This window comes from Hymenobacter sp. HSC-4F20, from assembly GCF_019599275.1.
In the GTDB taxonomy this organism is placed as follows: domain Bacteria; phylum Bacteroidota; class Bacteroidia; order Cytophagales; family Hymenobacteraceae; genus Hymenobacter.
The window spans coordinates 1,204,144-1,218,725 of sequence record NZ_JAHZTD010000001.1; the positions used below are offsets into that span (position 1 = coordinate 1,204,144).

Below are 14,582 nucleotides of genomic sequence, written 5' to 3' on the forward strand. Positions count from 1 at the left end.
CCGACCAGTTGCCTGCCCGGCAGGCTGTGCTACCTTCCCTACCCATGACGACCGACATCCAGCAGCAGATAACGGCTCTTACTGAGCGCCTCCACCACCTTAACCACCAGTACTACCAGCGCGACATCTCCGAAGTATCGGACCAGGAGTTTGACCAGATGCTGGCCGAACTGGCCCGGCTGGAGCGGGAGTATCCGCAGTTTGCCCACCCCAACTCGCCTACCCAGCGCGTGGGCGGCACCATTACCAAGCAGTTCCCGACGGCCGAGCACCGCTACCCCATGCTCAGCCTGGGCAACACCTACTCCGAGGCCGACCTGCGCGAGTTTGATGAGCGGGTGCGCCGCGGCCTGGAAGGCGCCGAGGTGCAGTACGTCTGCGAGCTAAAGTTCGACGGGGTAGCCATGAGCTTAACCTACCAGGATGGGCAGCTGACCCAGGGCGTGACCCGCGGCGACGGCACCCGCGGCGACGTGGTCACTAGCAACGTGCGCACCATCCGGACCCTGCCCCTGCACCTGCGGGCCGGGGGTCCTACCCAGCCCCCGGAGTTTGAGGTGCGGGGCGAGGTGTTTATGCCCCTGCCGGTTTTCGCGGAGCTGAATGCCGAGCGGGAAGCCAACGGCGAGGCCCTACTGGCTAACCCACGCAACGCCGCCAGTGGCACGCTCAAGCTCCAGGACTCGGCGCAGGTAGCGGCCCGCAAGCTGCGTTTCTTCGCGTACTCATTCCTGATGCCCGGCCGCAACCAGTTTCCTACCCACAGCGCCTCGCTGGAAGCCCTGAGCGCCTGGGGCCTGCCTGTGTCGGATACTTGGCGCATGTGCGGCACCATAGACGAGGTGCTGGATTTCGTGCACGAGTGGGACAAAAAGCGCTTTACCCTGCCAGTCGCCACCGACGGCATTGTAATCAAGGTGAATGATTTCCGCCAACAGGAAGTACTGGGCTTCACAGCCAAGAGCCCGCGCTGGGCTATTGCCTATAAATACCCGGCCGAAGCGGCCCGCACCCGCCTGCGCGAGGTGCAGTACAACGTGGGCCGCACGGGCGCGGTAACGCCCGTAGCCCACCTGGACCCCGTGCCCCTGGCCGGCACCGTAGTGAAGCGGGCCTCGGTGCACAACGCCAACCAGATTGCCGCCCTCGACCTGCGCCTGGGCGACTTGGTATTCGTAGAGAAAGGCGGGGAGATTATTCCGAAAATCACCGGCGTCGACCTGGTGGCCCGACCCGCCGAAGCAGTGCCCATTGTGTACCCCACCGACTGCCCGGCCTGCGGCACCCCGCTGATTCGGCCCGCCGGGGAGGCGCACTACCGCTGCCCCAACGAGCGGGGCTGCCCGCCCCAGCGCAAAGCCAAGCTGGAGCACTTTGTATCCCGCAAGGCTATGAACATCGACGGGCTGGGCGCCGAAACCGTGGGGCGCTTCTTTGACCTGCGCCTGGTGTCAGATGCAGCCAGCCTCTACGATCTGCCGGCCAAAGCGCCGGAGCTGGAGCAGTTGGAACGCATGGGCGAAAAATCGGTTCAGCGCCTGCTTACCGGCCTGGAGCAGAGCAAACAGGTACCCTTCGACCGGGTGCTGTTTGGCCTGGGCATCCGCTACGTGGGCGAAACTGTGGCCGAGAAGCTGGCCGCCCATTACCGCACCATCGACGCGCTGGCCGCGGCGTCGGCCACGGAGCTGGCGGCCGTGCCGGAGGTAGGCGGCGTGATTGCCGAGTCGGTGGCGGCTTGGTTTCAGGAACCGGAAAACCAGCAGCTGATCGAACGGCTGCGAACTGCGGGCGTGCAGCTGGCCCTCACGGGTGAGGCCCCGCAGCCCCAGAGCGACCGGCTGGCCGGCCTTACCTTTGTGCTGTCGGGGGTGTTTGAGCAGCACAGCCGCGAGGAGCTGCAGCACCTGATTCAGCAGAACGGGGGCAAAATTACGGGCAGCATCAGCAAGAAGCTCAGCTACCTGGTGGCCGGCGACAAGATGGGCCCCGCCAAGCGCGAAAAAGCCACCGAGCTGAACGTGCCTATCATCTCCGAAACCGAGCTGCTGGCCATGCTTCCCACTGACTTCGATGCCACCGAAGCCGTACTCGACCAGATGCTCGATACCCCGACCACGTCCCCTACTCTCCTACCCCCAACCACCGAAGCCCCTGGTTCCGGACAGCAGGGCTCGTTGTTTTAAGCCGGACCGGGAGCTTCTGGCAAGGTAGCTACCCACACTGCCGCGCAGCAGCTTCTCTACTCTCATTCTCTACTCTGGAAAACTTTGTTTTGCGTATGCTTCTCCGTTTGTATGTGGCCGCCGCTCTGCTGAGCCTGGCCAGCCCCGGCTGCTCCCAGACCGGCCCGGGCTTACCCATTACGCCGCCGGCCACCGTTCAGCAGCAGCTAACCCAGCCAAATACCGTGCTGCTCGACGTGCGCAGCCCCGAGGAGTTTGCGGCCGGCCACCTGACGGGCGCCCGCAATCTGGACTTTCGCGCCGCCGACTTTGCCGGCCAGGTTGCCCGCCTCGACCCCAACCAGACCTACGTGCTGTACTGCGCTTCCGGCAACCGCAGCGGCAAGGCCGCCGTCCTGATGCAAGGCCAGGGGTTTACGAAGGTGGTAAACGCCGGTGGCTTTGAAACCCTGAAATCCAGCGGCTTGCCCGTACAATAGCGCCCGCGTTCGGAAAAATCCGTATGGAAGGCACCAGCTGCCCCGGTAGGCATACCCTGCACGCCTACCGGGGTAGTCTTTTTGTAAAGCTGCCCTGGCTTTTGGCAGCTACATCAGTAGCCGTGAGAGGCCCCACGTAGAAGGGGTAGCTGTGCGTGGCTACGCTACCCTGCCCATCGTGGGCCGTAACGAGCAGGCGGTAGGCTCCCTTCGTAGCGGGAGCCTGCACCAGTACCCGCTCGCCGTGACTTTCCCTAACCACATGCGGTAGAGGCTCCGGGGCAGTTCGGTCCTGGGGCAGCACGTAGTTTTCATCTACTTCAGGCACTACCGCCCAGTCCAGGGTCAGCGGGTCGCCCTCGGGGTCCGTAGCCCGCACGCTGGCCTGGTAGGTAGCGGCGGGGCGCAGCACCGTGCTGCAGCTGTCGTCCAGGCCTCCGAGGCGGAGGCTGCTAAGCTGGGGCGCCTTGTTGGAAACCTGCTGGCCGGTCCAGAGGTAGTGCATCATGTCAACTACGGCGGTTTTCTCCCCCGCGGCCGTGAATAAGCTAAACCACATATCCGTCTGCTCGAAGCGCTGGCCCCAATACAGCACGTAGGAACCCAGGCACCGGTCGGGCTGGCCCCGGATACTTTTCTCGAAGCGAGTGCGCAGGTACTCGGCTTTGGCGTTGCTGCTTTGGTCGAGCGGGGCCTTCCAGGCCGTGGTGGGCGCCTCCCACCAGCCCCGGGCTCCGAACTCGCCCACCAGGTAGGGCCCGTCCCAGCCATCCTGCACCAGCCGGGTTTGCAGGGAACCCAGGCCACTGAAGATGTTGACGGTGAGCAGGTCCAGGTCGGGGCAGAACCGGCGTACGGCGGACACCATGTTGAAGTTGCTCGTCAGGGTAGTCGTGACGGGGTGGTACGGGTCCAGTTCGTGAATCATGCGAATCATCTCGTTAAGCACCTGGAAAGCCCGCGGGTTGTTCGTGTGATTATCCAACTCGTTGCCCACGTTCCAGAGCAGCAAGGCCGGGTGCGAGCGAAACCGCAGCACCTGCTGCCGGATTTCCTCCTGCTGCCGAGCCACTGCCTCGCGGTCGAAATAGTCAAAGTCTTCGTACTCAGGCTTCATCCACACGCCCAGCATCACGGTTAGCCCCCGCTGCTGGGCCTGGTCGAGGATGACGTCAGCGTAGTTGGTGGTGTATACCCGCACCGAATTGCCCCCCAGCGCCTTCACCCTATCCAGGTGCTGGACGCCCGCGGCCCCCTGCACATAGTAGGGCTTGCCGTTGCGCAGCAGCTGGTAGCGGCTGCCCGTCCTGACGACGCGCACGGGCAGTACGCCAGGCGGAGGGACCTCCTCCGGGGAGGCAGAGGAGGACGAAGCCGACTGGCAGCCTGCCAGCAACAGTAGCAGGCCGGCGGCACATCGTCTCCAGTATAGCAGGCAAAAAACTAGCATCAGAGCAAGATCTGTATAGTAGGCACAATCCAATAAATACAAATAAATAAAAGTATTTTATAATTTATAACTACTATTGTTGTACCCCCCGCAACAAGACCCTTACCTTACGGACGAGCTGCGCGCCGTTTTCTGGTTCTCGCCGACGTTGTGTGGCCTGTTCTTCGTCTGTCCACGCTACGTCAGTCACACCATGACTTTACATGCGGCCACTTCTCCTGCTGCTCCGCCTCCTGTTCCGTATTCTCCGGTTCCGCTGAGCGTAGGGCTCCCGCGGGTTGGGTACAAACTGGCCGCGCACGCTCCCACCATGCGGGTGTTAGTAGGCATTGGGGTAGTGCTCACCGGGCATTTTTTGTGGTGGTTTAGCGACAAGGCCCACGTGGGGTACGCGCCGCTGTTCTGGCTGCTGAGCGTATCGCTCGGCTTTAAACTGCTGCGCATGCTGCACGAGTGGTACCACTACGTGCAGGTCAGCGAGCCGGTGGCCCCGGCCGGCCCGGCGCCGGCCCTGACGGTGGACGTGCTCACAACGGCCTGTCCGGGCGAGCCCCGGGCCATGATCGAGCAGACGCTGCGAGCTATGCAGCAGATGCGCTACCCCCACACCAGCTACCTCTGTGACGAGGGCGACGACCCTTACCTGCGCCAGCTCTGCCAGCAACTAGGCGTGGTACACGTCACGCGCCAGGTTAAGGTAGATGCCAAGGCCGGCAACATCAACCACGCCCTGCAGCAAGCCTGCGGCCAGCTCTGCCTCGTGCTCGACCCCGACCACGTACCCGCCCCCGATTTTCTGGAGCAGGTGGTACCCTACTTTGCCGATGCACAGGTGGGCTACGTGCAGGTGGTGCAGGCCTACGGCAACCAGGCCGAGAGCCTAGTGGCGCGCGGGGCGGCCGAGCAGACCTACCACTTCTATGGTCCCCTGATGATGGGTATGCACGCGTATAACACGGCCCAAGCCATTGGGGCCAACTGCACCTTCCGGCGTACCGCCCTCGACTCCATCGGCGGGCACGCGGCCGGCCTGACCGAGGACATGCACACGGCCATGCGCCTGCACGCGCAGGGCTGGAAGTCCGTCTACGCCCCTCTCATCGTCAGCCGCGGGCTGGTACCCAGCACACTCGGAGCCTTTTACGCCCAGCAGCTGAAGTGGGCGCGCGGGGCCTTCGACTTGCTGTTGTACGTCTACCCCCGCCTTTTTGCCCGCTTCTCCTTCCGTCAGCAGCTACATTACGCCACCCTGCCCCTTTACTTTCTGGCCGGCCTCATCACCCTCATTGATATCATCGTTCCCATTGCCTCCTTGGTGCTGGTTGAGTTTCCCTGGCACCTCTCGCTACCCGAGTTTGCCCTGCACCTGTCCCCGGTACTGGCCATGTCTCTGCTGATTCGCTATAACGCCCAGCGGTGGCTGCGCGAGCCGCAGGAAGCGGGTCTGCACGTGGCCGGGGGCATCCTGCGCACGGGCTCCTGGTGGGTGTACACGCTGGGGCTAGTGTATACGCTGGTGGGCGTGCGCGTGCCCTACATCCCCACGCCCAAGGAAGGAGAGCTACATAATGAGTGGAAGCTGAGCCTGCCGAATCTGCTGCTGGCCGCCGCGTGCCTGGCGGCGGCGCGCTACGGGCACTACCTGGCCCAAACGCCCTACGCCCTGCTGATGATGTCCTTGGCGCTGCTGAACGCAGGCATCTTGCTGGCGGCCGTACTGATGGCCCAACACCAGTTGCTGGCAGGCATCCGGCGTTTTTTCACTTCCCGCCCGCCAATACGTCGGCTGTTGGGGTGGGTAGAGCGGGTAGCCGTCGGGAATGCTACGGCTTTCCTACCCCGGCTCCGGACCGCCGCCGTGCAGCTGGCTTTTCTGCTCTTCACAACCCACACTCTGCTTAGTGTGGGCGTAAGCGTATGGGCCCACCAAATGACGCCTTCCGCGGCGGTTATCTGGGCGCACACGGGCGTCGGCCCCGTGCGGGTTGGCTACAGTGCCCCGCCTGCTACTGTTTGGCCGACGGCCGCTTCTTCGGGTACGCTGGCTGATGCTGGCGCGCCTGCTACCCTCGTGGAACTGCGCTGCCCGCCAGGCCCCAGCCCCTGGGTGGAGCCGGCAACGCTCCGCCAGCTTATGACCCAGGGCCGCATCCCGCTGCTGAGCTGGCCGGTGCCGTCGGCGGCGCGCCTACGCCCCGCCCCACGCCAACTTGCCACTACCATCGCGCCGCGGCCGGCCGGCCCGCGGCTGCTACGTCCGCTTATTGCCGCCAAGACGCCCACCGCGTACCGGGCAGCCTGGCGGCAGCTGGTAACGCAGCGCCGCGCCGCCGGCGACAGCACCGCCGCCTGGGTCTGGACCCCGCCCCGCCCCGACTCGGTGGCGGCGTACTTTCCGGGCGCGGCCTATGTTGATTGGGTAGCAGCCGATTTCAGTGCGGAGCCCCCGTTATCAGACGTAGTCCTGGCCAGACGCTACCGCCCCTTGCGGCTGCAATTAGCCGAGCGAGCCGAACTAAACAGCAAACCCGTGCTGCTGCTGCTTGCCCCGCACGGCACGCAACCACTGCAAGCCCAGACGCGGCGCTTCACCCAGGCCTATCCTGAGGTAAAAGCACTGCTGTTCAGCCTACCCACCCCCAGGCAATCCAAGGAAGTAGTGCTTAGCTACTAGCTTTTCGCGGCCGGGAGGTAGGACCGGGTAGCCGGAGCACCGTGCTGTACTCCAATAGGTACGCTGGAAGTGCAGATGCTCTACCAAGGAGCGCCCCGCCAGCCTCGCTGCGCAGCAGACCGGTCCAGCTGACGTAGTACAGGAACGGTGCTCCCCTAGATGGGGCTCTTATCCTTAGTTGCCAAGCCCGCCTTCCCGCACCCTAGTTTTTGCTCTGGATGGGCAGAAAAAAGCGCGAGAAACTCCCTGGCTTCCTGCTCAGGGAGTTTCTCGCGCTTTGTATTAACTGGTTTCTTAGAAGCTGTTAACCATGCTGTTATGCAGGGTACGGGGGCTCCAGTACCCGCTGGCAATAATGCGGCGGATGGTGTAGAGCGGATCCTGCGGGTCGCGCTTCTCGGCCAGGATAAAGGCCGCATCCATGCCGCGCTTCTTCAGCTCCGGAATAGCCTCGGGGTTCCAGAGGCCAAAGGGGTAGGCGAAGTAGTTGATTTTCTTGCCCGTAATTTCCTCCAGCTGCTTGGTGGGCTTTTCAATCTGCGTTACCCAGTCCTGGCCCTGGTACTTCTTCACGTTGTGGTGGTCCCAGGTGTGCGAGCCAATGATGTTGCCCTCGTCGGAGAGTTGCTTAACCTGGGCCTTGCTCATGTAGTTAGGCCGGCCCAGGCTTACCGTCATAATGAAGTACACGGCCTTGAAACCATACTTGTCCAGCGTCGGGCGGGCCACGGTAAACTGGTCCAGGTCGGTGTCGTCGAAGGTCAGCATCACGGGCTTGCTGGGCAGCGGGGCACCGGTGGTCAGGTAGGCAAACAGCTGATCGGGCAAGATGGTGTGGTAGCCCGAGTCGGCCAGCATCTTGATCTGGGCCTTGAACTGGTCCACGGGCACGATGTAGTCCTTGGCGCCCTTGGAGTCGCGGGCGCGCCAGTCGCGGATCTGGTGGTAGCACAGAATGGGCACCTGGGGCCGGGCCGTGATGGTAGCGGCATCGGCGCGCTTGTCGGCCGGGATGGTGGCCGGAGTGCCCCCGATGCTGGCGGCCGTGGCGTTGCCAGCCGTGGTAATGGTAGCCGTTTCGGCGGAGTCGGCGGCCAGGGCGGTAGCGCTGGCGGCGCTGCTTTCGGCGGCCGTGGCGTTTTTGGCGTCGCTGCAGGCAGTCAGGGCGCCGAGGCTGGCCAGAGAAACCGCGGCCAGCAGCGGGTAATGGGTAAATTTCATGAGGGAGAGGAACGCGGCCGACACCAGGGCAGCCGTACTTTTGAAAGAAACGGGCCGACCTTCGCTGCGGGTATTGTACCTTCGCCGCGGGTCTTCCCCTTACAAATCAACCGCTAATTTCCCGCATGGACAAACTACGTGGCACTGGCGTAGCCCTCGTTACCCCCTTCACTCCTACTCCCGAGCGCGCCGTGGACTACGCCGCCCTGCGCCGCCTCGTCGACTTCACTGTTGAAGGCGGCGTGGAGTACCTCGTCATCAACGGCACTACCGCCGAATCGGCTACCCTTACCACCGACGAAAAGGCCGAAGTGTTGCGCGTAGTGCGCGAGCAGGCAGCCAACCGGGTGCCGCTGGTGTACGGCATTGGCGGCAACGACACGGCCGCTACCGTCCGCACCATTCAGAACACCGACCTGACGGGCATCGTAGCCCTGCTGTCGGCCTCGCCCTACTACAACAAGCCCAGCCAGCGCGGCATCATTGCCCACTACCAGCAGCTGGCCGATGCCTCGCCGGTACCGGTGATTTTGTACAACGTGCCCGGTCGCACCAGCTCTAACCTGACGGCCGCTACTACCCTCACGCTGGCCCAGCACCCTAACATCATCGGCATCAAGGAAGCCAGCGGCAACCTGGAGCAGTGCATTGCCATTGCCGCCGCCAAGCCCGCCGATTTCCTGCTGATTTCGGGCGACGATATGATGACGACCTCGCTCATCAGCTTCGGGGCCGTAGGCATCATTTCGGTGCTGGCCAACGCCTTTCCGCGCCGCTTTTCCGACATGACCCGCCACGCCCTGCAGGGCGACTTCAAAGCCGCCAGTGAGCTGCTGTTCGGCTTCGTGGAGCTAAACCCGCTGATGTACGAGGAGAGTAACCCCGTAGGCGTGAAAGCCGCCTTGGCCGCCCAAGGCCTCTGCGCCGATGCCGTGCGCCTACCCCTGGTAGAAGGCTCAGAGAGCTTGAAGCAGCGGATTGGACAGTTAGTGTAAACGTGTTACTTGGCGCGTTCCTGATACCGGTTTGCCTGCTCGGCTTTTACGTGCCAGTGCTTGCTGTTAGCCGCTATTGGCCCGCCCAGCAAAAGCCCCAGCTACTCAAGTGGATTCACTTGGGTGGCTGGGGCCTCTCTCTGTTGCAGCTTATAGTTTTTGAGATTTTCAATATTTCCTTGCGAGGCCAATGGGCCGATGCGGTTCCTTTCGGGGTAGCCTGGCTTGCGGGCGGCAGTTATTTCGCTCTTCACCGTCGGCAGCTAAATACCATTGGTAAGCTGTACTTCGGGGGCTGGTTCTTATACCCTGGGCTATTGACCGTAGCTTATCTGCTGGACCGGATATTCTTTGTACTCGTTTCTCTGCCTATTCTGGTTTTTTTGCCCAACACCGAGTTTTACTCTGGCTCTGCTTGTTCCCTGCGCGCGGCAACCAAAGGTTTCTTAGCGCCTCCTCAAGTAGCTCTTGTAACCCCGATAGGGCCGCTGGAGAAACATTACGGCACCGTGAGCCGAGATGAGCTGGGCCTTAATAACCTTGCCGATATAACGCAGGCTACCATCATACCGGGCTCTTCCTCTGATACTATTTCGGTGAAGGTAATCAGCTCGAAAGGCAAACAGAAGCTGAGTTTTCCTCGCTAACTCCCCCCTTCCGGTTAGCACAGTTCTTTGCCAGACCGGCATTTATTTTACAACCGTAGCTTCCAGTTCGACTTTTAACGTCTCGAACAGGCTTTTGACTTCGATTAAGGTGCTCGCCTGCTTAATCGAATGCCTGGCTATCCAAGCCTGAAAAGTGGCAAAGCACGCGAAAAGCTCCTCGGAGGAAGTGGTATAAATATTCAGCCGCACGATATTGCGGCACTCATAGCCTGCTTCGGCAACAACCTGTTCCAGATTCTGGATAGCCAGAAGCAGCTGCGTTTCCATGTTGTCGGTGCTTGATTGTCCGTCGGTATGGACGGCGGCCTGTCCTGAACAATACAACGTACTCTGCGCCTGCTTTACTTCCACCGCTTGTACGTAGCCGCGCTGATCCTGCCACTGCCAGGGGTTAACTACTTTCTTCTCCATTTGCTTTGCTTGTTTAGGTTCAATAGACCTTGCAAAGCTCCGAAAGGCCTCAGCAAACAAACGTGACCCAGCGCACAATTACAGTGTGATGTAAATCACAGAAACCTGCGGGTACTTGCGCTATTACGGGCTTTTGCTGCCCGTATTGCCTAGGCTGAGAGCCGGCTGAGGGTTTCGCGCGAAACACCCAGGTAGGCGGCAAGCATTGTCTTGGAAACTCGCTGGAATAAAGCGGGAGACTTTTTTAGTAGCTGCGCATACCGCTCTTTGGCGTTGGTAGTCAGCAGGGACAAAATGCGTTGCTGGGCGCCCACATGGCCGAAATTTGACTTCATCAGGAAGAAATGCTCCATTTTATGAAAAGTGGCGCATAGCTTATGATAATCGTCGAACGCGAGGCAAAGCACTTCCGTGTCTTCAATGCATATCAAGGACATGGCGGCTTTCGATTGGGTGTAATACGCCCCAAAGTCACTTTCCCACCAATCTTCCATAGCGAAGGAGACGATGTGCTGCTTGCCTAAAGCGTCGGCATACACCAGCTTCACAAGTCCCGAAACAATAAAGTAGGCGTACTTTACCGGCTCGCCCTCCTGAATCAGAAACTGGTGTTTTTTATATTTTCTGACCGAAAAGTGAGAGTATATCAGCTCAAATTCCGCATCGGTGAGCGGCACTATGGCTTCTATATGCTCCCTAAACTGATTCATCATGCTGCTTGAGTTGAGCCCTACCACCCACTAGCCAGTACATCGGCGACGTGCAAGGTTTTGATAGGCTTCTTCTCGCGGCGGATGTAGGCGTCGAGGTGCATGAGGCAGCTGGTGTCGGTGCTGATGAGGTAGTCGGCGCCGGTAGCCAGGGCATGCTCCACTTTCTGCTCGGCCATGGCTACGGAAATGGCCTCGAACTTCACGGCGAAGGTGCCGCCGAAGCCGCAGCAGGTTTCGGTTTCGGCCATTTCCAGCCGCTCCAAACCCGGAATGGCATCGAGCAGCTGGCGCGGGGCCTCCCGGATGCCGCACTCCCGCAGGGCCGAGCAGGAATCGTGGTAGGTATACTTACCAGCCAGCCGGGCCTTCGGAAGGGAAGTGACACCCAGCACGTCTACCAGGAACTCGGTTAGCTCGAAGGCCCGGCGCTGCACCCCGTGGTAGCGGCCCGAGTCGGGGGTACCCTCGAACAAATCGGCGTAGGTGTTGCGCACCATGCCAATGCAGGAGGCCGAGGGGCTCACGATATAGTGCTCGTGCTGGGTAGGAAAATCATCGAGGAACTTGCGGGCCACTTCGCAGCTCTGCTCCTTATAGCCCGCATTGTAGGCCGGCTGCCCGCAGCAGGTTTGGTTGGCGTTGTAATGTACCTGGCAGCCCACCGCCTCCAGCACCTTCACCATGTTCAGGGCGGTATGCGGAAAAAGCTGGTCTACAAAGCACGGAATAAACAGGTCGACTTGAGGGGCTGGCATAGGGATGGAGGGAAGTAGGCTGAACAAGATGCAGGATAAAAACTGGTATCAAATTGCGGAAAGATCAATTAACAACTCCCACTTGGCTTGACCTGAATGGGTAGAATAAGGCCGCCGAAATACTTTTGGGCCGCCTGCATGCTGCAGCCAAAGCACAATCATTGATTCTTTAAACTCAATCCGGAACTCGGTATCCTCGGCTTCAATCCGGTACTCAGTTTGCTTTTCCAGCTCTAACTCTATGCAGGCCAACTCTATCCATAGAGTCAGACTATTCGCCGTCTTGTTGTGAAAATCTATTCCGGTCATTATTCCTCCACGGTTAAGGCCCCATAAAAATGCGCTGATTTAATTGCCGCGCTTCCAGCAGTGCTTCCAGGTTCAGGTCCATCTCTACCCCCTGTTCGCGCGCAAAGTCGAGCAGCCGCTCGGTAGGCATGTTGCCGGTGAGCTGGTCGGCCGCCATGGGGCAGCCGCCGTAGCCGCCCAGGGCTCCGTCGAAGCGGCGGCAGCCGGCCTCGTAGGCGGCCTGCACCTTTTCGCGCCAGGTATCGGGGGTAGTGTGCAGGTGGGCACCGAAGTTGATTTGGGGAAATTCGGCCGTCAGTTCCCGGAAGGCCAGGCCAATGGTAGCCGGCGTGGACACCCCAATGGTATCGGAGAGAGCCACGCGGCTTACCTGCAACTCGGCCAGCTTCTGGGTGAACTCGCTCAGTACAGCCGGGCTCCAGGCGTCGCCGTACGGATTGCCGAAGCCCATGCTCAGATACACTACCTGCTCCTGGCCCGAGCGGGCACACAGCTCCTGCATCTGGGCCACGTCGTGGAGGGCCTGGGCAATACTTTTATTGGTGTTGCGCTGCTGAAAAGTTTCGGATACCGAGAGCGGGAAGCCGATGTAGCGGATCTGCTGGTATTGGGCGGCCGTTTCGGCCCCGCGTAGGTTGGCCACAATGGCCAGCAGGTGCGTACGGGTCTGGCTCAGGTCCAGGGCCTCCAGCACCTGGGTAGTATCGGCCAGCTGGGGAATAGCCTTGGGCGAGACGAAGGAGCCAAAATCAAGGGTATCGAATCCTACCTGCAGCAGGGCGTTGAGGTAAGCTAGTTTGTCGGGGGTAGGGATAAACGTGGGCCAGCCCTGCATAGCGTCGCGCGGGCATTCAGTGAGGTGGAGCATGGAAGATGGGTGGCAGGTGGTGAAGGTGCGAAGGTGCGAAGGTGCAAAATTGTGAGATGGAAGCGGTGAGAGGGTCAGGTGGTGAGTGCGTGAATTGTCCCTGCAAGGAGGTGCACCAAAGCAATCCTTCCTCTCCTTGACGACCAGTTTTCCGTCATGACCAGCCCTTGACCTGTAGTAGCGTCAAGGGCTGGTCACATTTCAGAGGGGTAATACTTCGTGAAAAATAGACTGCCTCGCTTTGCCCGCACTACCAGAACTCACGATCTGACCATTTTACCAACTCGTCAACTCACTACCTTACCCTTTCACCATCTCCCTATCGCCCCCGGGCGAACTACTAGCGCCTGGCTAGGGTTTATCCTATTACCTCTCCCTGTCTACCTAACCTCATTCGATGCTGCTTCGCCTGCGTGCCCTGCCGGCCGTTCTTGTCGTCCTATTTCTTACCGCCTGCAGTCAAAGCCAGACGCTGCAAGGCATCTTTCAGCAGTCCACTCCCCACGAGGCCTACGCCCGCAAGCTCAAACAGGCGGGCTTGGCCGAAACGGCCTTGGGCCGCGACTGGCTCCGGGCCGCCGATCAGGCCCTGCGCGACTCCTTGGTAGTGAAGCTGCCCTTCCAGGAAAGTGGCTTTTTTCCTGCCGACCGCGCCGTGGCCACCGGTCTGCGCTACCTGGTGCGGGCCGGCGAAACCATCCACATCAGCCTGGCACTGGCTCCCGGCACCCAGGCGCCCAAGGTGTTTGTGGATGCCTATGAGCTAAGCCCCGACCGCGGCAAGCCCCACCACCTGGCCGCCGCTGATACGGCCGCCCTCTCGTTTCGCTACGTGGCCGAAGCCGACCGCCAGCACGTGCTGCGGGTGCAGCCCGAGCTGCTGCGCGGTGGCCGCTATACCCTGCGTATTCGGCGCGAGCCGAGCCTGAGCTTTCCGGTAAAGGGCAAGACCGACGTAGCCGTGGGCTCGTTCTGGGGCATGCCACGCGACGGGGGAGCCCGCCGCCACGAGGGCATTGACATCTTTGCCAAGCGTGGTACCCCGGCCGTTGCCGCCGCGCACGGCTACATCACCCGCGTAGGTGAAACCACCCTGGGCGGCCGCGTGGTGTGGCTTGCCGACACCGACCATGGTCAGCACCTGTACTATGCTCACTTGGACAAGCAGTTGGTGCAGCCTGGGCAGCAGGTGAAACCCGGCGACACGCTCGGGCTGGTGGGCAACACCGGTAACGCCCGCACTACCTCGCCCCACCTGCACTTTGGCGTGTACCGCAACGGTGCCGTGGACCCCTATCCTTTCGTGCGCCACGCGGATGCGTTGCCGCCCGTACCGAAGGTATTACCCAGCCGCCTGGGCCAGTGGGTGCGCGCCCGCGAAACGCGCCTGACCTTGCGCCGCACCCCCACTGCTACCGGCGTAGCGGCGGCCACCGCCACCCGCCCCACCCCACTGCTGGTGCTGGGCGCTACCACCGAGTGGCTGCGGGTGCAGCTGCCCACTGGCCGCACAGGCTATGTGCCGGCTAAATCGGTGCTGACGGCTACCCCCCTGCGCCGGGAAAATCTAGCCCTGCCCACGGATTTGCGCGCTTTGCCCACCCCCGACGCCCTTACCATTGCTGCGCTGCCGGCCCAAACTACGGTGGCCGTACTAGGTGAGTATGGTAAGTTCCGGCTGGTACGCCAGCCTAACGGCCGCACCGGCTGGCTGGCAGCCTCGGCTTCTTAGCAGGGCTGCTGCGCACTTAGGAGGCAAGATTTCTGTACCCGCTTACTTCCCCGAATCTTCACGCATTGTTCATGCAGCGGAAGCTAGGTTTGCCTCGGTGATTGGAGTAAAAACAGGGAGT

At 61.3% G+C, this 14,582-nt stretch carries 12 protein-coding genes; 5 read left to right on the forward strand and 7 right to left on the reverse strand.

Features of this window, described 5'->3' with window-relative positions:
- Nucleotides 1–44 precede the first annotated feature (44 nt).
- Together ligA and K3G63_RS05295 are read left to right on the forward strand one after the other, a co-directional pair.
- The gene (gene ligA / locus K3G63_RS05290; RefSeq protein WP_220613027.1) at nucleotides 45–2,186 is read left to right on the forward strand and encodes an NAD-dependent DNA ligase LigA; all 2,142 of its coding nucleotides are present in this window, start codon (nucleotides 45–47) and stop codon (nucleotides 2,184–2,186) included.
- A gap of 95 nt (nucleotides 2,187–2,281) precedes the next feature.
- Nucleotides 2,282–2,665 (forward strand): rhodanese-like domain-containing protein, encoded by a 384-nt coding sequence (locus tag K3G63_RS05295; protein WP_220613028.1) that lies wholly within the window; start codon nucleotides 2,282–2,284, stop codon nucleotides 2,663–2,665.
- Between the two features lie 64 nt (nucleotides 2,666–2,729).
- Here the strand turns inward: K3G63_RS05295 and K3G63_RS05300 are convergent, their stop codons facing one another.
- A complete protein-coding gene (locus K3G63_RS05300) occupies nucleotides 2,730–4,115 on the reverse strand; it encodes a glycoside hydrolase family 2 TIM barrel-domain containing protein (protein ID WP_220613029.1) in 1,386 nt (461 codons plus the stop codon).
- 193 nt (nucleotides 4,116–4,308) lie between these two features.
- Between K3G63_RS05300 and K3G63_RS05305 the strand changes: the two genes are divergently transcribed.
- Nucleotides 4,309–6,789 carry a glycosyltransferase gene (locus K3G63_RS05305; RefSeq protein WP_259404270.1) on the forward strand — a complete coding sequence of 827 codons (2,481 nt, stop codon included), beginning with the start codon at nucleotides 4,309–4,311 and terminating at the stop codon, nucleotides 6,787–6,789.
- A gap of 294 nt (nucleotides 6,790–7,083) precedes the next feature.
- Here K3G63_RS05305 and K3G63_RS05310 read toward each other — a convergent pair whose 3' ends face one another.
- A complete protein-coding gene (locus K3G63_RS05310; RefSeq protein ID WP_220613030.1) occupies nucleotides 7,084–8,010 on the reverse strand; it encodes a polysaccharide deacetylase family protein in 927 nt (308 codons plus the stop codon).
- 125 nt (nucleotides 8,011–8,135) lie between these two features.
- Between K3G63_RS05310 and dapA the strand changes: the two genes are divergently transcribed.
- A complete protein-coding gene (dapA, locus tag K3G63_RS05315; RefSeq protein ID WP_220613031.1) occupies nucleotides 8,136–9,005 on the forward strand; it encodes a 4-hydroxy-tetrahydrodipicolinate synthase in 870 nt (289 codons plus the stop codon).
- A gap of 689 nt (nucleotides 9,006–9,694) precedes the next feature.
- Here dapA and K3G63_RS05320 read toward each other — a convergent pair.
- From K3G63_RS05320 to K3G63_RS05340, 5 genes are all read right to left on the reverse strand, one after another.
- Nucleotides 9,695–10,084: a RidA family protein gene (locus K3G63_RS05320; RefSeq protein WP_220613032.1), complete on the reverse strand. Its 390-nt coding sequence runs from the start codon at nucleotides 10,082–10,084 to the stop codon at nucleotides 9,695–9,697.
- Between the two features lie 149 nt (nucleotides 10,085–10,233).
- Nucleotides 10,234–10,797, reverse strand: coding sequence for a Crp/Fnr family transcriptional regulator (locus tag K3G63_RS05325; RefSeq protein ID WP_220613033.1), 564 nt, complete (start codon nucleotides 10,795–10,797; stop codon nucleotides 10,234–10,236).
- A gap of 17 nt (nucleotides 10,798–10,814) precedes the next feature.
- Nucleotides 10,815–11,552 carry a (Fe-S)-binding protein gene (locus K3G63_RS05330; protein ID WP_220613034.1) on the reverse strand — a complete coding sequence of 246 codons (738 nt, stop codon included), beginning with the start codon at nucleotides 11,550–11,552 and terminating at the stop codon, nucleotides 10,815–10,817.
- Nucleotides 11,553–11,600: 48 nt separating this feature from the next.
- On the reverse strand, nucleotides 11,601–11,861 hold the full coding sequence (locus K3G63_RS05335) for a hypothetical protein (RefSeq protein ID WP_220613035.1): 261 nt from the start codon (nucleotides 11,859–11,861) through the stop codon (nucleotides 11,601–11,603).
- Between the two features lie 13 nt (nucleotides 11,862–11,874).
- Nucleotides 11,875–12,729: a hydroxymethylglutaryl-CoA lyase gene (locus K3G63_RS05340; RefSeq protein WP_220613036.1), complete on the reverse strand. Its 855-nt coding sequence runs from the start codon at nucleotides 12,727–12,729 to the stop codon at nucleotides 11,875–11,877.
- A 397-nt stretch (nucleotides 12,730–13,126) separates the two neighbouring features.
- On the opposite strand from K3G63_RS05340, the gene K3G63_RS05345 reads away from it, so the two are divergent.
- The gene (locus tag K3G63_RS05345) at nucleotides 13,127–14,461 is read left to right on the forward strand and encodes a M23 family metallopeptidase (protein ID WP_220613037.1); all 1,335 of its coding nucleotides are present in this window, start codon (nucleotides 13,127–13,129) and stop codon (nucleotides 14,459–14,461) included.
- The last annotated feature ends 121 nt before the right edge of the window (nucleotides 14,462–14,582 follow it).